This window comes from Citrobacter sp. Cpo090, from assembly GCF_030332665.1.
GTDB classification, from domain to species: Bacteria; Pseudomonadota; Gammaproteobacteria; order Enterobacterales; family Enterobacteriaceae; genus Citrobacter; species Citrobacter portucalensis.
Window position 1 is genome coordinate 336822 of the sequence record NZ_JAOWHK010000031.1, and the last position, 16316, is coordinate 353137.

General features: G+C 53.8%; 18 protein-coding genes. 4 read left to right on the plus strand and 14 right to left on the minus strand.

Annotated elements, in window-relative coordinates:
- Window positions 1-11: 11 nt before the first annotated feature.
- The 4 genes from OGY83_RS16545 to OGY83_RS16560 all read right to left on the minus strand — a co-directional run bounded on the left by OGY83_RS16545 (window position 12) and on the right by OGY83_RS16560 (window position 5121).
- Window positions 12-1613 carry an APC family permease gene (locus OGY83_RS16545; RefSeq protein ID WP_286636357.1) on the minus strand — a complete coding sequence of 534 codons (1602 nt, stop codon included), beginning with the start codon at window positions 1611-1613 and terminating at the stop codon, window positions 12-14.
- Window positions 1614-1624: 11 nt separating this feature from the next.
- Window positions 1625-3232: an aldehyde dehydrogenase (NADP(+)) gene (locus OGY83_RS16550; RefSeq protein WP_286636425.1), complete on the minus strand. Its 1608-nt coding sequence runs from the start codon at window positions 3230-3232 to the stop codon at window positions 1625-1627.
- A 14-nt stretch (window positions 3233-3246) separates the two neighbouring features.
- Window positions 3247-4167 carry a dihydrodipicolinate synthase family protein gene (locus tag OGY83_RS16555; protein ID WP_003830108.1) on the minus strand — a complete coding sequence of 307 codons (921 nt, stop codon included), beginning with the start codon at window positions 4165-4167 and terminating at the stop codon, window positions 3247-3249.
- Window positions 4168-4305: 138 nt separating this feature from the next.
- On the minus strand, window positions 4306-5121 hold the full coding sequence (locus OGY83_RS16560; RefSeq protein ID WP_008786078.1) for an AraC family transcriptional regulator: 816 nt from the start codon (window positions 5119-5121) through the stop codon (window positions 4306-4308).
- A gap of 308 nt (window positions 5122-5429) precedes the next feature.
- Between OGY83_RS16560 and OGY83_RS16565 the strand changes: the two genes are divergently transcribed.
- Genes OGY83_RS16565 through OGY83_RS16580 form a run of 4 tightly spaced genes read left to right on the plus strand, consistent with a single transcriptional unit; the run spans window position 5430 to window position 8965 of the window.
- Window positions 5430-6371, plus strand: a complete 942-nt coding sequence (locus OGY83_RS16565) for a 4-hydroxyproline epimerase (RefSeq protein ID WP_003830113.1) — start codon at window positions 5430-5432, stop codon at window positions 6369-6371.
- Window positions 6368-7471, plus strand: a complete 1104-nt coding sequence (locus OGY83_RS16570; protein WP_286636358.1) for an NAD(P)/FAD-dependent oxidoreductase — start codon at window positions 6368-6370, stop codon at window positions 7469-7471. Before OGY83_RS16565 ends, OGY83_RS16570 begins: the two co-directional genes overlap by 4 nt.
- Window positions 7468-7722: a (2Fe-2S)-binding protein gene (locus OGY83_RS16575; RefSeq protein WP_286636360.1), complete on the plus strand. Its 255-nt coding sequence runs from the start codon at window positions 7468-7470 to the stop codon at window positions 7720-7722. Before OGY83_RS16570 ends, OGY83_RS16575 begins: the two co-directional genes overlap by 4 nt.
- Complete coding sequence (locus tag OGY83_RS16580) at window positions 7709-8965, plus strand: NAD(P)/FAD-dependent oxidoreductase (RefSeq protein WP_286636361.1); 1257 nt, start codon at window positions 7709-7711, stop codon at window positions 8963-8965. The genes OGY83_RS16575 and OGY83_RS16580 overlap by 14 nt, the downstream gene beginning before the upstream one ends.
- Window positions 8966-9316: 351 nt before the next feature.
- Here the strand turns inward: OGY83_RS16580 and OGY83_RS16585 are convergent, their stop codons facing one another.
- From OGY83_RS16585 to OGY83_RS16635, 10 genes are all read right to left on the minus strand, one after another.
- Window positions 9317-9718, minus strand: a complete 402-nt coding sequence (locus OGY83_RS16585) for an Exc2 family lipoprotein (protein ID WP_148043815.1) — start codon at window positions 9716-9718, stop codon at window positions 9317-9319.
- 882 nt (window positions 9719-10600) lie between these two features.
- Window positions 10601-10942: a TA system toxin CbtA family protein gene (locus tag OGY83_RS16595; protein WP_089586935.1), complete on the minus strand. Its 342-nt coding sequence runs from the start codon at window positions 10940-10942 to the stop codon at window positions 10601-10603.
- Window positions 10943-10962: 20 nt separating this feature from the next.
- Window positions 10963-11304 (minus strand): type IV toxin-antitoxin system YeeU family antitoxin, encoded by a 342-nt coding sequence (locus OGY83_RS16600; protein ID WP_058647031.1) that lies wholly within the window; start codon window positions 11302-11304, stop codon window positions 10963-10965.
- A gap of 10 nt (window positions 11305-11314) precedes the next feature.
- On the minus strand, window positions 11315-11857 hold the full coding sequence (radC, locus tag OGY83_RS16605; protein WP_080395938.1) for a RadC family protein: 543 nt from the start codon (window positions 11855-11857) through the stop codon (window positions 11315-11317).
- Between the two features lie 12 nt (window positions 11858-11869).
- Window positions 11870-12313, minus strand: coding sequence for an antirestriction protein (locus tag OGY83_RS16610; RefSeq protein ID WP_058647032.1), 444 nt, complete (start codon window positions 12311-12313; stop codon window positions 11870-11872).
- A gap of 30 nt (window positions 12314-12343) precedes the next feature.
- Complete coding sequence (locus tag OGY83_RS16615; RefSeq protein WP_058647033.1) at window positions 12344-13165, minus strand: DUF932 domain-containing protein; 822 nt, start codon at window positions 13163-13165, stop codon at window positions 12344-12346.
- 119 nt (window positions 13166-13284) lie between these two features.
- Window positions 13285-13758, minus strand: a complete 474-nt coding sequence (locus OGY83_RS16620) for a YfjT/YkfB family phage-associated protein (protein ID WP_058647034.1) — start codon at window positions 13756-13758, stop codon at window positions 13285-13287.
- 71 nt (window positions 13759-13829) lie between these two features.
- Complete coding sequence (locus tag OGY83_RS16625) at window positions 13830-14282, minus strand: hypothetical protein (protein WP_089586936.1); 453 nt, start codon at window positions 14280-14282, stop codon at window positions 13830-13832.
- 35 nt (window positions 14283-14317) lie between these two features.
- Complete coding sequence (locus tag OGY83_RS16630; RefSeq protein ID WP_058647035.1) at window positions 14318-15034, minus strand: helix-turn-helix transcriptional regulator; 717 nt, start codon at window positions 15032-15034, stop codon at window positions 14318-14320.
- A 243-nt stretch (window positions 15035-15277) separates the two neighbouring features.
- Window positions 15278-16153 carry a GTPase family protein gene (locus tag OGY83_RS16635; protein ID WP_058647036.1) on the minus strand — a complete coding sequence of 292 codons (876 nt, stop codon included), beginning with the start codon at window positions 16151-16153 and terminating at the stop codon, window positions 15278-15280.
- Window positions 16154-16316 lie beyond the last annotated feature (163 nt).

A 16316-nucleotide genomic window follows, 5' to 3' on the forward strand; every position in this document is an offset into this window, starting at 1 on the left:
GACCGACTCCTTTACTCTTCTTCATCACCGGTAAAGTTAGCCTGCGGCAGACAGGTTCGCTCGCCCCAGTAGTAAATTCCCAGCGACATCACCGCTACCACCACCGTATCCCACGGATGACCAATCACCCCTGAACCCCCAAAACTGCCCAACCAGGAAAAGAGCATAATCAGCGCGTAGAAGGCGATAAGCCACAGAGACGACTTCACCTGCTGTGCCAGACTCACGGTGTGCACCGGCACTTTTGATTTGCAAAGTACATAGACGACAAACATCACAATCTGCAGCCCCAGCAGCCATGACAGCGTGCCCCAGCCAGACCAGAATACAATCAGCGCCGAAATCACAAACGACACCGGACCGATAATCCCGAAGGCCCGCACGCGGAATGGACGCGGCAAATCCGGTGCATTACGGCGTAGCCCCGCCGCCGTGACCGGGGCAATAGCGTAGCTCAGTACCAGCGCCGCCGACACCACGCTTATCAGTTGTTCCCATGACGGGAACGGCAATGTCCAGAAGATAGACAATGCAAAGGTCAGCCACAGCGCCGGACGGGGAATGCCAGACTCTTTATCGATGTGGGTAAACGTCTTAAAGAAGGTGCCTGCTTTGGCCCAGCCATAAATCACGCGCGGCGTGGCGTTCATGTAGATATTGCCGGTACCACTTGGGGAGACAATCGCGTCGCACACCACCATAAACGCCAGCCAGCCCATACCGAGCGTAATGGCGATATCTCGGTACGGCAGCGAAAATTGCTTGCTGATCTCCGCCCAGCCGCCACCCAGCATTTCGGTCGGAATACTGCCAAGAAATGCCAACTGCAACAGCACGTAAATAATCGTCGACAGCACCACGGATAAAATCAGCGCCACCGGAATGGTACGCTGCGGATTCTTTACTTCACTCGCCACAGAAATAATTGGCGTCAACCCCAGGTAGGCGAAGATGATCCCACCGGCGCTAATCGCAGCCTCAACGCCCGACATACCAAAGGGTGCAATCCCCTGAACGTGCAGGTTCTCAGGTTTGAAAAAGGTAAATAGCGTCACAACGACCGCTAGCGGCACCAAAAATTTCAGAATACTGATGATGTTATTGGAACGGGCAAACGTTTTTACGCTGTAGTAATTCAGCCCGAAGAACAAACACAGCAGCAAAAACTGCACTACCCATCCCAGCAACGTTGGGTCGCTTGAACCAGTTTGAGTCAGCATCGGGAACCATGCTGCCGCATACTGCCGCGCGGCAACAATCTCTATAGAGATGAGGCTTGAAAACGCAATCAGCGTAATAAATCCAAGCAGATACCCCATCAACTCACCGTGGGAAAAAACCGGATAACGAATAATCCCCCCGGCACGAGGCAGTGCCGCGCCCAGCTCACAATAGACAATCCCCAGCAGCAGAACGGCAATCCCGCCGATGACCCACGAGGCAATGCCCGCAGGTCCGGCAATCGATGCCACATGGCTTGCGGCAAACAGCCAGCCGGAACCGAAGATAGCCCCAAGCCCAATAAACGTCAGGTCGGTTAGCGTTAGCTGCTTTTTAAATTTACCCACCTCAGCAACGCGGGCCTGTGTTTGGTGCGTAGAGTGAATCGTCATGGTCATGCCCTTCAGTCAACAGAGGGGGAAATGGCTTCCCGGGTCCACTGCCCGTTAATCAGGCGCAGCAGGTTCAGAGGGTTGTCATCCTGGACAGCAGGCGGAAGCAGCTCGGCAGGCACATTTTGCAGGCATACCGGGCGTAAAAAACGGTCGATGGATTGCGTCCCTACCGAAGTACCGCGAGCATCGGTGGTGGCAGGCCACGGACCGCCGTGCACCATGGCATCACAGACCTCAACGCCGGTCGGATAACCGTTAAACAAAACGCGTCCCGCTTTTTCAGTGAGGGCTGGCAGCAGGCGCTGCGCCAGCGGCCCATCATCAGATTCGGCGTGCACGGTTGCCGTCAACTGGCCCGGAATCACGCGCAAAATGGACTGCAACTCCGCCTCATCGGCAACCTCGACCAACACCGCCAGCGGGCCAAATACCTCCTGCTGTAACAGTGGATCCTGTGCCAGCAGCAGTGAAGCCGGAGCCTGATACAGCCGAGCCTGCGCGCAGCCGATGACCGATTCATCAGACCCTGCCAAACGCTGAATATGCGGATGCGCCTCAAGCGCACTGACACCATCTTCATAATGGGCAAGCGTCGGGGCATTCAACATGATCTGTGCCGGTGCCTGGTCAACCGCGTCCTTCAATGACTTTGTGAAGCGGGACATACCCTCGCCGCGTAAGACAAGGATCAGCCCCGGCTTGGTACAAAACTGCCCACATCCCAAAGTGAAAGAGGACACCAGCTCGTTAGCCAGCGTTTCTGCCCGTGTGGCGACGGCCTGCGGCAGAATAATCAGCGGGTTAATGGCCGACATTTCCGCAAAGACGGGGATCGGCTGCGGACGCTGCTGCGCCAGCTGCCAGAGCGCCTTACCGCCGCGCAGCGAACCGGTAAAACCCACCGCCTGAATCGCCGGATGGCGAACCAGATCCGCGCCAATATCGGTGCCGAAAATCATGTTAAAAACGCCCGCAGGCAGGCCAGATGCCACGACCGCACGCACCATCGCCTGGGCAGTCAATTCCGCCGTCGCCATATGCCCGGGATGGGCCTTAACTACCACCGGACAACCCGCCGCCAGCGCGGATGCGGTATCGCCCCCTGCCGTAGAAAAGGCCAGCGGAAAATTGCTGGCCCCGAACACCGCCACCGGGCCAAGCGCGGTCAGATACTGACGCAGGTCCGGGCGCGGCAGCGGCTGGCGGTCAGGGAGTGCGGTATCAATACGTACGCCAAAGGCATCGCCCCGACGCAGCACCCCGGCAAACATGCGCAGCTGATTACTGGTACGGGTACGCTCTCCCTGTAACCGCGCCAGCGGCAGCGCCGTTTCCTGGTGGGCTATGGCGAAAAAATCCTCACCGAGCAGATCCAGCTCGTCGGCAAGGGTATCGAGAAAGCGGGCACGCACGTCCGGCGCAGTCTGTGAATAGACAGGAAACGCCTGGTCAGCCGCCTCCGCCGCGGCGGCGGCCTCCTCACGAGAGGCCGGGTAAAAATGGTATCCGGTCAGCTTGCCGTCAGCGGCACGCAGGCTTGGCAGCGTCGCCTCACCGCTTGCCACGCGACGTCCGGCGATAAACTGCTGACCCGAAACAGAGAGAGGTAGCGTCATCATCACTCCTTTACTTAAAGGCCGACATCCGGCAGCTGTGGACGGGTCGCCAGCGCCTTCTCAACAATCGCCACCACTTGCGCACGGGTATCCCCTTCCAGCGCCAGACGCGGTGGACGGGTAATGGCGCTGCCGCGCCCCAGCAATTCTTCACAAAGCTTGATGCACTGCACCAGATCCGGACGCGCATCCAGATGCAGCAACGGCATAAACCAGCGGTAAAGCGCCATCGCTTCCTCATAACGCTGTTGTTTCGCCAGGCGGAACAACGTCTCCCCTTCACGCGGGAAGGCGTTCGACATTCCGGAGATCCAGCCTTCCGCCCCAACGGCAATGCTCTCGACCACCACATCATCCAGCCCAGCGAACAGCACAAAGCGGTCGCCAACGGAGTTGCGCAAGTCGATAAAACGGCGGGTATCGCCGGAGGAGTCTTTGAAGCAGACGATGTTGTCGCAGTCGGCCAGCGTCGCCAGGATGTCCGGCGTCACGTCGTTTTTGTAAATCGGCGGGTTGTTGTACACCATGATAGGCAGGTCGGTAGCCGTAGCCACACTGCGGAAGTGGGCCGCTGTTTCATGCGGTTTTGAGGAATACACCAGCGCAGGCATCACCATAATACCGTCGACGCCCACGCGCTCTGCCTCTTTCGCCATCTTCTGTGCAAACGCGGTGGTGAATTCGGCCACCCCCGCAATGACCGGGATCTGACCGCCCGCAGCATCTTTCGCTACTTCGATGATCTGCAGCTTTTCCTGCGTGGTCAGAGAGGTGTTCTCCCCCACGCTGCCGCACACCACCAGGCCAGAAACACCATCCTTGACCAGGTTTTTCATCACCGTGTGGGTGGCATCCAGATCCAGGGAATAATCGCTACGAAACTGGGTGCTGACTGCCGGGAATACACCGCTCCAGTGAATGGCTTTCTTGCTCATGTTCGGTTCCTTGTCGTCAATTTGTTAATTGAAAGTGAATGAATGGTGAGTATTCACTGACAGATTGACGTTTCAGGCGACCGACTGCTTGGTGGTTTTCTTCCTCTTTGATGACGAAATTAGCACAGTGAGTGTGTCTTACCCGGCAAGCGTAATGCGAAAATCACGCGGCGTAGAGCCCGTCATCGCCTTAAACTGGCGGCTAAACGCGCTGTGATCGGTATAACCGCACTGCAACGCAATATCGGTAATCGGCGTATCGCCCGCCAGCAGTTCGGTGGCTTTTTCCAGCCGAACTTTGTGGATCATCTGGCGCGGAGTGAGATGAAAAATACGCTTACAGTAGCGCTCAATTTGCGCCACCGACATGCCGCTCAGGGCGGTTAGTTCTTCCATTGCGATGGGACGGTGATAATGGTTGCGGATATGATCGTCGACGATCGCCAGCCGCTGCCACGCGGGATGACGCGCCTGCGCTTCCTGCAGATCGTGTGAAATCCCCGCCATACCGATGACCTGGCCCTGCGCATCCCGCAGCGCCAGCTTCTGGGTCAAACACCAGCCGCGTTCACGACCGTTGTAGAGATGCATTTCCAGCTGATCGCGTAGCGTTACCCCTTCGCGCAGCACCCGCATATCCTGCTCGGTATAGCCCAGCCCAAGCGCTGAAGGGAAAACATCAGCAGAGGTTTTACCCAGCAGAGAAACCACCGTCTTAAACCCGCAGCGTCGTGCCAGGGTCATATTGACCATCAAATAGCGGGCCTGCACATCTTTGATAAAAAAAACCACATTCGGAATGGCATTGAGCAGCGGCGCAATCAATGCCATCGCATGGAGCAACGTCTGGATATTGTCCGGACGCTGACGCGCCAACCCCTCACATATCTGGCTAAGTTCAGCCACTTCCGGCACCGGCGACGGGGCCCGCACATCATTAATCACACAGGACATCATGCTTCCTCCCGATTAGTGATTTGAATATTTATTAACTTTTCGTTAACCGAGCAAGCATCCTTACTGCGTTTTGCGATCCTGCCGTAGATTTATAACTTCCCCTTTTCCAGCCACTGGCGCGGTTGCCTTTTTTGGTTTACCACACCACTAACGAAATGATTAATAACAAATAAATATGATAACAACTTAACGATGACAGCGGCCATTATGCTGATTTCGTCATTTGCGGTGACGAAAGCGATCAAGCCGGGACGCAAGGCTTGCGTCAGCATTTAGCAACAAAATATTAACTTTCCGGAGATCCTATGACAGCGCAGTACAGTGAACTGAGAGTGATTGATTCTCACACCGGCGGTGAACCCACTCGCCTGGTCATCGACGGCTTTCCGGATCTGGGAACCGGGAACATGAGCGAGCGTCGGGAGCGCTTTTCCCGCGACTACGACGACTGGCGTAAAGCCATTATTCTTGAGCCACGCGGTAACGACGTTCTGGTCGGTGCATTGCTCTGTGAACCGGTTTCGCCACAGGCCACGGCGGGAGTCATTTTCTTTAACAACTGCGGCTTTCTGAACATGTGCGGTCACGGCACCATCGGGCTGATTGCCTCGCTGGCATGGCTTGGGCGTATTCAACCCGGTAAACATCTGATTGAAACGCCGGTAGGCGATGTGACCGCCACGCTGCACGAAGATGGCAGCGTCTCGGTCGAAAACGTGCCGGCCTACCGCTGGCGTAAGCAGGTACAGGTTGAAACCGTCCACGGTACGGTAACGGGTGATATCGCCTGGGGCGGCAACTGGTTTTTCCTCGTCAACGATCATCCGTTCGCGGTCTCGCCGGAAAAGATCCCTGAATTGACGGAGTACGCATGGGCAATCCGTGAAGGGTTAGATCGTGCAGGCATCCGTGGTGAACATGACGGCATTATCGATCATATCGAACTGTTTGCAGAAGATGATCGCGCGGACAGCCGCAGCTTTGTTCTTTGCCCCGGTAAAGCCTGGGATCGATCGCCCTGCGGCACCGGCACCAGCGCCAAACTGGCCTGCCTGGCAGAGGACGGAAAACTCAAATCCGGAGAATCATGGCGGCAGGCGAGCATCATCGGCAGCGAGTTTACGGCGCATTTCGTGCCGCATGGCGACAAGATCGTCCCAACGATCCGCGGAGAGGCATGGGTCTGTGGCGATAACAAGCTGATCCTCAATCCTGAAGATCCGTTCTGCTGGGGGATCTCACTGTGATCGAAAGTGACGTCATCGTCATCGGTGCCGGGATTATCGGGGCCGCCTGCGCCTGGCAACTGGCCGCTCGCGGGCAGCGAGTCACGCTGATTGATGACGGCAATGCGGGCGCGACGGCGGCGGGTATGGGCCACCTGGTGTGCATGGATGACGATCCTGCGGAGCTCGCACTCTCCGCCTGGTCTCTGGAGAGCTGGCGCAAACTGACGCCCCGGATGCCGGAAAGCTGTGCCTGGCGCGGATGCGGCACGCTGTGGCTGGCGGAAACGCCGCAAGAGCTTGCGCTGGCAGAAGAAAAGCAACAACGGATGGCACAATACCAGGTTGTCAGCGAAATGCAGACCCGCGATCGGCTTGCCGCACGCGAACCGCTGCTCACCGCCGGACTCGCTGGCGGGCTGTGGGTCCCCGGCGACGGGATAGTTTACGCCCCAAACGTCGCCCGCTGGTTTATTAACGATGCCGATTTAACGCATCTTCGGGATAGCGCCCTCTCTGTTGATGCCCCTTACGTCACCCTACACAGCGGCAAACGACTGCGCACGCGCGCCATCATCATCGCCAGCGGTCTGAGTGCCAACACGCTGCTGGGTGAAAACTGGCTCAGACCCAAAAAAGGTCAGCTGGCGATCACCGACCGCTACGGCCCCTTGCTCAGCCACCAGCTGGTAGAGTTGGGATACGGTGCCAGCGCCCATGCAGGCGGCACCTCAGTGGCATTTAACATTCAGCCACGCCCCACCGGACAGTTGCTGATTGGCTCCTCCCGCCAGTTTGATAACACTGACCGCGAGGTTGACCTCCCCCTGCTGGCACAGATGCTGGCGCGAGCACGCCATTTTTTACCCCCTCTGGAGACACTAAATATCATCCGTTGCTGGAGCGGTTTTCGGGCGGCATCGGCTGACGGCAACCCGCTGATTGGCCCACATCCTGCACGTCCGGGTATCTGGCTGGCGCTGGGGCATGAAGGACTGGGCGTCACAACCGCGCCAGCAACCGCCGAGTTACTTTGCGCCCAGATCCTTGGCGAGCGCCCGGCGGTGTCCCCGGACGCCTGGCTCCCCGCTCGCCTGCACAAGCAGGAGGCCATCGCATGACGACCCTGAACGTGATTATCGACGGCCAGACTTGTGAGGTTCCCGTCGGAATGAGTATTGCAGCAGCACTGGCCCTGGTGGGCAACGGCGCGACCCGTCGTTCGGTGAGCGGACAACTACGTGCCCCCTTCTGCGGAATGGGTGTTTGCCAGGAGTGCCGTGTCACGGTGAATGGACACCGGGTGCTGGCCTGCCAGACGGAATGCCAGCCCGAAATGGTGATTGAAAGGAGCCATCATGCAAAGCGTTGACTGTGAGATCCTGATCCTTGGCGCAGGGCCAGCCGGAATGTCGGCGGCAGTGGCTGCCGCACGCTGTGGAAAATCGGTGATAATCCTTGATGACAACCCGCGCCCCGGCGGGCAAATCTGGCGCGACGGGCCGCAGGTCTCACTCCCCCGGCACGCCAGACGGCTTCGTCAGGCGGTGGCGGAACATCCCCACATTACGCTGCTGAGCGGTGCCCGGCTAATTGCCCGCCCCACCCCACATTCCGTAGTCTTCGAAACCGCAGACGACTGCGGCGAAATCCGCTGGCAGCGGCTGATTTTATGCTGCGGCGCCAGAGAACTCTCGCTGCCTTTTCCCGGCTGGACACTACCCAATGTGACGGGGGCCGGAGGCCTGCAGGCGCAGATAAAACACGGCCTGCAGCTCAAGGGGGAACACGTGGTCATTGCAGGCAGCGGTCCTCTTCTGCTGGCGGTCGCCAGTACGGTGAAACGCGCAGGCGGGAATATTGTCGCCATCATCGAACAGGCACCGATGAGCGCACTGGCCCGTTTCGCAACCGGGCTCTGGCGCTGGCCTGAAAAATTGCGTCAGTTCGGCGAGCTCTTTCCAGCCCGTTATCATCCGGCAAGCCAGGTCATCCATGCGCAGGGGGATCCCTGTCTTCAGTCAGTGACCGTGCGCCACCAGGGACAAACCCGGGAGATCGCCTGCGACAGGCTGGCCATTGGCTATGGACTGGTACCGAATATAGAACCTGGCGCAATCTTTGGCTGCAAAACAGAAAATCAGGCTATTTGGGTCGACGCGGAGCAACGCACCAGCGTGCAGGATATCTATGCGGCAGGAGAATGCACCGGCTTTGGCGGCAGTGAGCTGGCGTTAGCCGAGGGAGAGATTGCCGGTTATACCGCAGCAGATTGTCCGCACAAGGCCCAAAGCGCCATCTCCGCGCGCGCCCGCTGGCAGCGTTTTGCCCAGGCGTTGCATACGACGTTTGCGCTGCCGGAGTCGCTAAAAGCCGTGACCACAGCAGATACCCTGCTCTGCCGGTGTGAGGATATTCGTTGTGGCGACGTGCAAAACGCCGAAAGCTGGCAGGCGGCAAAGCTCGCCTCACGCTGTGGAATGGGGGCCTGCCAGGGGAAAGTCTGCGCCACCAGCGCCCGCTGGCTGTACGGCTGGCCGCTGCCGCAGCCGCGCGAACCGCTCTCCCCCGCGCGTGTCGACACGCTTATCCATCTCGCAAAACCTGAGGGCTGATTTATTTCTTTTCCGCGCTTTGCACTATGGTGATGCCGAGCGCGGTAAAGACTTTGTGCAGTACTGCCTGTGCATTAATGCTGGGTAAGATCATGCAGGGTATCCCCCTTCATGACTGGCAGCATCATAAAATCTATCTTGAATAGACCGTTGCACTATCGAAGCATAATTATAAATAGGCTAATTTTTTGTTTTGATTTCGAATGTACAGTTACTTAGAGCGTTTGCTTTGACACATCCATTTGGAACCATGGGAACCCCCGTTCAACACAATAACAACAACTAGCAATATTATTCTCACCATGCCCACATGACTGTTCATCGGCCTTACCGAACAACATCGATATAAATTTATTTAACTCCGTTATAACCATCTAAAAATGTCTCTTTTAGGGTTTGTCCCCATAATTGAGATGCTCTCTCATCCGGCGTTATTTGAGTTTTATGTTCTTTAAGATGCATATAGGTTTGCTCTCCCCCCGTTGCATTCACACCTGACATGTAAACTTGTTCAGCTATCTCATGAGCCTGGACTGGAGTCACGCCTTTAGATTTGGCATCTTGCCCTTGCTTATAGATATCCTGGTAAGTATGTAAATTAAGTTCGGCTGTTGCCATAGGATCTGCTCGATAGTTTCCTCCAACCATTGTTGGATCATGACGCGCAAAATACAGTGAATGGCGTTCAGGGGAACTCTTATCGGCGCACCCGCATAAACATAAGATGACTGAGAGCATGATTATCTTTTTCATTTTTCTTCCAAAATATTGCTAATATCTGAGAACTGTATTTTATGAGAAGAATCAGTACATTGATATCAATCAGAGGAAAGGGAGCCCGCCATCTCAAAAAATATGTTTTTTTGGACATTTGAATCCAATACCTTTACTTAATGACATGAGATATCAGTATTTTCAGGATTGGTTAGTCAAGAAAAAATAACGTCACGCGATTATACAAATATATTTATAACGATTCACATGGTGACAAAGGAAATAAAAAAGCTGCGCAGAAATGGCTCCGGGGTGCGAAACACTTTAAGATTTTGATAGATTACTGGCAACACATGAAAAGGAAACAGTGTTTTTATCATGAGAAACTGCAAAGGGTAGGTCCATACAGACTCACGATAAAGCGCTATTCAGATGCTACACATGCTTAGGCCGGGAAGCCTGTGCCGTTGCTGGTGTCGTGCATTCAGCCAACGACCCGGACACAGTATTGAAAGACTTTATCCGCAAACATATCACCACACCGGCACTCACTCATGATACGAAGGCCGGACTCACCTTTATAAATTAACAAACTGAATTATAAGCAATTTATTATTAATGGATTGGTTATGTATACTCAGTTATATACTCAACAGCTTTCTTTCCAAAATCACCGAGTAACAGAGTATATAAACCAACTCAGATATGATGCAGCAATTATACCCGATAGCATCGTTTCAGCCAGGAGTGTTTTTTACTATCGAGAGGTAGCATCCTAGATAATGTTTCGATCAGTTAAAACTTCAGCTTCAGTTTGCATGGTATTTTTTCCTATAAAAGCAAATGCCCCAATACCTGCAGGCACATTATCTAAAGAATAAACAAGGAAGAAAGGTCGGCTGTGTACACCGGGAAGACAATTCACAATCCGGAGTTACTACTGTTTCGTCGCAACAAGCCAGTTGCCTGTCGTGCCCGGAGAATATCTACAGCCCGAAGATATGGGGACTGCTCTTGCCAGCTAAGTCCTTTGCGATCGATACGAACCAATTCATATTTCACCACCAAAAAGTTAACGGCATTAGCCAGAGTAATACCGGCATCGATATGTTCCTGTATAACCGTTTCATCACTGAACTGCGTATCGTTTAGTGTAAGACCATAGTGCTGTTCCAACAGGCGTGTCAGTAACATTTGCCAGACTGCCACAGGCGACAGACATAGCGTCGCCGCCTGCGGAGTTATTGCAGGTAGAGTTTTCATGCTTGCTCTCGTGAAATTAGTTAGCGTTGTGTGGGATAAATGGCGATGTATACGTAGCCGCAACTACCAAGGGTATCGGCTTCGCAGGTGAAACAATTGTGGTACAGAGTGACACAGTGGGCATGGCGAGGGTTCATTTCACCAGTAGTCAGCATCGACTCCATCTGGCTGATAAAATGTGGGAGTACTTCATCCAACTTCAAAGATTCTGCATTATTGAATTCACCGGTAATGCTGGCCCGGTCAGCCAGATAGTACAACCGGTTTCCCTCCTGTACTAGACGAGCACCAAAGCAAGGTGTCACATTACGATTCAGTCCCCATTTTAGAAATGAATCGTTCTCTGAGTCAGTAGATTTCATTGAAGTGCCCTCATATCCAGCCTCGCTCTGCAAATGACACAATGTCATCTGAGCCGATGACCAGATGATCGAGCGTGTTCACATCAACCAGTGCCAGCGTTTCTTTAAGCCTATCGGTAATGTTGCGATCGCATTGGCTGGGCTCCGGGTCGCCGGATGGATGGTTATGTGCCAGCACGACAGCGGCAGCATTGAAACGAAGCGCTGACTTCACCACTTCACGGGGATGGACCTGGACATGGTTAACCGAACCGGCAAATAGCGTTTCGCTCTCCAGTAAACGGTGCTGGTTATCGAGATAGAGCACCATAAATACTTCCCGTTCTTGTCCTGCCAGCTGTAACCGAAGCCAGTCACGGGCAGCAGTACTTGAGGTAAAGGATATACCGGGCTGGCGCAGATATTTATCCAGCAAGTTGATAGCGCGGCGAATGGTTCGTTGGGCATAGGGCGTCAATCCGGATGTCGCGGGAAGCAGACAACTAGGTTGAGCCATAACCGGCAGCGGAAAGAGTTCAGGCTGTGATGACATCGGGGATAATGCGGTATTCATGTAAAGCATTCCTCAGTCGATAAGATGCATAATGGCGCTGCATTCCGGATGATTCAGCGCGTAGTCGCGTAAAAGATAATAATGCTCTGTCATCGCGTCACACTCGGTGCGACAGGCATGGTGGCTGTATGCCATCAGGCAGACCGCAATACCGGCAGCCTCTCCGCTTATTTCCGCACCATTGCCGTTCATGCCGTTGAACAGATGCCATTTATCGTCACCGTCAGCATCAGGGGCCATAAACGCACCGCCATTACTGAGCATGTAAAAGGACCAGATTCCACCGCAGTACTCGTCACAGAAGCGATCCATCCAGGCGAAAATGCGAGGTTCAAGAGTTATCCATTGCGGGATGGAGCCAAAGTGCTGCGGCCAGAAGCCGATGCGTAACTCGTCTGGGACCACTGAGGCAGTAATTGCGGTATGCTCCGCGAACTGATGATTTTGTGTATTCATTAAACTATCTCCTTATGCAGGAACTGTTGTTTAACGCCCGAAAAACTCGAGCATGCTTTCTGCCATCACCCACAGGGCGCGGTTGAGTTTCACATCGCCGTCAATGCCGGTAACAGCACGGGTGCGGCTGCTTTTCCCATGTGCGGTTCGCCCTGACAGACCGCCTTTTATCAGGTTCTCCTGCACGCGCTGGTAGACGGTCCACAGGTCATCGCTGTAGTCCTCCCGGCGACGTGGGGTCAGCAACTGCGATACCGTTACCGGCTGGTGGTTCTCACCAAATCGATACTTCAGCGCGGCATTCGCCAGGGCGTTACGGGCTGGTTCTGGCAACGCCAGTGACTGCATCGCATCGCGCTTCTCCTCCACCCGGTCAAAGACCCCCAGCACTTCGTAAGCCCCTTCAATCACCTTCTCGACGACATTACCTTTATGCGGCACCCGCACTTCTCCGAATGACTGACCGCAGACCAGGCCGTTGGTACAGACGCCACGAAACAGCCCCGGCAGCATCTGGTAGCTCGAGGATCCGTCATGGCTGTTGAGCAGGATGATTTCCGGTACCTGATGCCCGGTAAGTTGCCCGGCTCGACGCAGACGAAGCATGTGTTTGGTGTGTTCCCGCTTGCTCTGATCACGGACCTTTGTCTGGCAAGCAAAGAACGGCTCAAAGCCTTCACGCTGCAGGCTTTCGAGAATGGTGATGGTCGGGATGTAGGTATAACGGTCTGAACGAGATTCATGCTTGTCACTCCCGAACACGCTGGGTACATGACTCATCAGCTCTTCATGGGTCAGAGGCCGGTCACGTCGTATCTGGTTTATACGACCAAAGCGGCTGGCTAATCGCATAGCTAACTCCTTATCTGATAATGAATTAAAAACGAAAAGGCCATGTTCCCGAAGGAGCATGGCCTGTTGCTATCTGGTGTTGGTATGTTGTGGGGTGGAGAGGTCTGAAATGTAAGTAACTAATCGCTGTAGTGTGTGGTTCGGCACTCACTGAGGTCAGACAGCTCTTTTTGCGTATTCTTCAGCCCCGGACTGAAGGTGCCGACTTTTTTATCGTTGACGTAAACATCAAAATTCTCAGCCTGACTCAGGGCGTCAATAAATGACACCCAGGCGTTATCGCCATTCCTCCAGCCGAGGGATGAAGGTAATGGGAACTGACTGTTATCCATGACGACCGTTATTTCCGTCCCGTCGTCATGAGAACTTACTGATGTCCCATCAGGCAGGTTGAGATTAACGCCGTGTTGCAGAATATTCTGCGCATCCGGATTGCCAGTACAATTCAGATTAAACACCACCTTCTCCGGGCTGGTAATGATATATTCGGTCACGCCCATCCCAAAACCACTCGTCCACATATTGGGAATAGCCTGTGCTGTTGATACAGAAGCCAGCATAGCTAATGTAAATATCACGTAAGGCAGTCGCATAATGTTGTCCTCAAATCATGTAATAAAGCTTTTGTTGTTTAAAACAATAAAGTAACGAAAAAACAGTTGGATTATTTTATTTGTTTGTAGCGAAACGCTTCTTTCCCGGCATAAATCCCGACGAGATCGTCATAACGAGGGTCCGTTTTATTCGGGCGGAACGTTACTTTCATATCGGGACTGCACATATCCTTCATGGTGAGATTGAATTCTTTACCTGGCGTAATGGTATACCCTGTTGCCACATCGTCTTTACTGGGAGTGATCCACCCCCAAAGGCCGCCCGGACAATCTCTGGAAGGTTTCGAGCGAACAACAATAAACCATCCCATTGAATCCACTTCCGTCGCCGTACACAGTTTTCTGACCTGGCGGTGCGCATCACACCAGAATATATTCCCACTCTTGTTATTCACTGCTGCAGGCAGGAACTCGATATAAGGACGTGCTGCGTAAGTATTACCTGCAAAAAGTAAGGGAAACAATATGACTGGCAGTAAAGACAATAATTTCAATTTTTTCATTAGATTAACCTTACATTTAATTATGGAGACCATCTCTAATCAGTTTGTCCGGATTGCCCCCGACTTTCTGAGGGAGAAAATGAATTCAGCGACTGCTGAATAAAACGGAAATGAGGTAAGGCAGAGATAAAATGCTTATCCTCCGACAACTGATGGAGAAGCTCACTGCGAATAAATGTTTCCCGGGATGGCCTTACCAGATGAATGTCATCCAGCCGGAAGACACGTAATTGCCTGTTATGTTCAGCGACCAGATACCAGTAACCGTCCAGAGCGATTAGCCGGTAAGGTGCAACGGCCTCATGACGCTCCCCTTCAGTCAGAATGGTGATGCGCTGACATCCCGAAATAGCTCTGACCAGCCTGTAGAAGGAGAGCTTTCCTGCCGGAGGATGAGGTCTGTCCTGATGCCATACCAGACAGGGTCGATCATCACAATCCAGCAGGCTGCTGACCAGTCGCCGGTCAAAGCCCGGGAAAACCCCGGCCAGCCCCGTGCGGTGAGCAAAGGTCAGAATATCTATTTCCTGCCGCGTACTGTGAATATCCGAGCGCAGACTGCACTGCCCCTGATAATAATCCAGGTCGAGATACATCAGACGTTCCCGAAAGTCACGACGTAACGTGCGCTCTGACACCCCGAATTCAGTTGCCAGTTTGCGAATAAACAGAGTTTCACCGGACACCAGGCGGCTGATAATCAACGACAACCTGACGGCAAGCCGGTCATGTCGCCGCTCCTGAAGCGTCATGAAAGATTTCTCCTGAGAAGTTAACTCTCTGAATTAATAATGATTACTTTAAAGGAAGGAGTGGACAGGGTATGGACAACATCGGAACTATTTTTTATGAGCAGTCCAGCCTTGTGGGCGCTCGTCTGACAGATAATGATGCTTCGCCTGATTTAATTGATGATAAAACGCAGTGGAAAGGACGTGTCCACAATCAACACATCATTAACAACCAGTTCATCATTCGCAGAGAAAATTGCGATATCAGAAGAATATCCAGTCCCAGACGGCTCGTGCGACCGACACCACCGCATCACGCACGGTACGAATCACCTTTTTCAGTGGCGCAGGCAGCAATGACGATGACTCAGCCGTATCGAAAACACGGCCCACAGCGTCACCGAAACTGTCACGGGCCTGCGACTTTACCGGCTCTGTGCAGAGTCTCCCGTGCAGTTGTGTCACCACCGGGCTGGTGGCGCGGTCAGGCAGACAGCGCATCATGGCTGCCACCATATCCTCAATGCCCCATCCAGTGCTGGCGGACACCGCACAGACCGGATGATGTGGTTTAAACATCGCCATAATCGCAGCCTGCTTCGCTTTAAGATTTCCCTGTTGGTGTGTTGAAGGTTTGCTGGTGAGGGTATCCCATTCATAGCAGGGTTCGATTTTGTCGGCCTGGTTAATCACAAACAGTATCTTTTGCCTGTAAGGTTGCATCACACCGAGCCAGAACTGCTCGTCCACGGTCAGTGCCCGATCATCGGCCTTAATGACCCACAGCACCAGGTCCAGCTCCGGCAGCATTCGACGGTACAGGGCTCGGTACTCATGATCCCGTCGCCCGTTTTCACCTACACCCGGTAAATCGACAATCACCAGACTGTGACGACCGCTGCGCAACCGGAAGCGCAGTACGTCGCGAGTGCAGGCGTTCACGTCACTCACCGGTGACACCTCGCCCCGGAAAAGTTCATTGCAAAGAGAGGATTTACCAGCACCACTTTTGCCCATGATGCCTATCACCGGCTCGTAATGGGTCAGGTTCTGGATACGTTCAAGAATAAGCTCGCGAAGCGTAGAGGGAAGCGATGCCAGCGGTTTTTCCAAGGCCTGAAGGCCATCAGTTTTATTCATACAGTAGTCTCAGCGTGAAGAATTAAAAACCCCGCGTTCCAGTCAGGAAGGCGGGGATTCACTGAGATAATATCTGTCTGAAATTATTTGGAATATTAGGTTAACACGTAAAGGAAATTGTGCAATCCAGAACTGAACGATGTCCGCTTAGTGCCAGGAGCGG

Bases quoted from the DNA above. Each gene is read 5' to 3' on its own strand.
- OGY83_RS16545 (WP_286636357.1), bottom strand. From the start codon at position 1,613: ATGACGATTCACTCTACGCACCAAACACAGGCCCGCGTTGCTGAGGTG.
- OGY83_RS16550 (WP_286636425.1), bottom strand. From the start codon at position 3,232: ATGACGCTACCTCTCTCTGTTTCGGGTCAGCAGTTTATCGCCGGACGT.
- OGY83_RS16555 (WP_003830108.1), bottom strand. From the start codon at position 4,167: ATGAGCAAGAAAGCCATTCACTGGAGCGGTGTATTCCCGGCAGTCAGC.
- OGY83_RS16560 (WP_008786078.1), bottom strand. From the start codon at position 5,121: ATGTCCTGTGTGATTAATGATGTGCGGGCCCCGTCGCCGGTGCCGGAA.
- OGY83_RS16565 (WP_003830113.1), top strand. From the start codon at position 5,430: ATGACAGCGCAGTACAGTGAACTGAGAGTGATTGATTCTCACACCGGC.
- OGY83_RS16575 (WP_286636360.1), top strand. From the start codon at position 7,468: ATGACGACCCTGAACGTGATTATCGACGGCCAGACTTGTGAGGTTCCC.
- OGY83_RS16580 (WP_286636361.1), top strand. From the start codon at position 7,709: ATGCAAAGCGTTGACTGTGAGATCCTGATCCTTGGCGCAGGGCCAGCC.
- OGY83_RS16585 (WP_148043815.1), bottom strand. From the start codon at position 9,718: ATGAAAAAGATAATCATGCTCTCAGTCATCTTATGTTTATGCGGGTGC.
- OGY83_RS16595 (WP_089586935.1), bottom strand. From the start codon at position 10,942: ATGAAAACTCTACCTGCAATAACTCCGCAGGCGGCGACGCTATGTCTG.
- OGY83_RS16600 (WP_058647031.1), bottom strand. From the start codon at position 11,304: ATGAAATCTACTGACTCAGAGAACGATTCATTTCTAAAATGGGGACTG.
- radC (WP_080395938.1), bottom strand. From the start codon at position 11,857: ATGAATACCGCATTATCCCCGATGTCATCACAGCCTGAACTCTTTCCG.
- OGY83_RS16610 (WP_058647032.1), bottom strand. From the start codon at position 12,313: ATGAATACACAAAATCATCAGTTCGCGGAGCATACCGCAATTACTGCC.
- OGY83_RS16615 (WP_058647033.1), bottom strand. From the start codon at position 13,165: ATGCGATTAGCCAGCCGCTTTGGTCGTATAAACCAGATACGACGTGAC.
- OGY83_RS16620 (WP_058647034.1), bottom strand. From the start codon at position 13,758: ATGCGACTGCCTTACGTGATATTTACATTAGCTATGCTGGCTTCTGTA.
- OGY83_RS16625 (WP_089586936.1), bottom strand. From the start codon at position 14,282: ATGAAAAAATTGAAATTATTGTCTTTACTGCCAGTCATATTGTTTCCC.
- OGY83_RS16630 (WP_058647035.1), bottom strand. From the start codon at position 15,034: ATGACGCTTCAGGAGCGGCGACATGACCGGCTTGCCGTCAGGTTGTCG.
- OGY83_RS16635 (WP_058647036.1), bottom strand. From the start codon at position 16,153: ATGAATAAAACTGATGGCCTTCAGGCCTTGGAAAAACCGCTGGCATCG.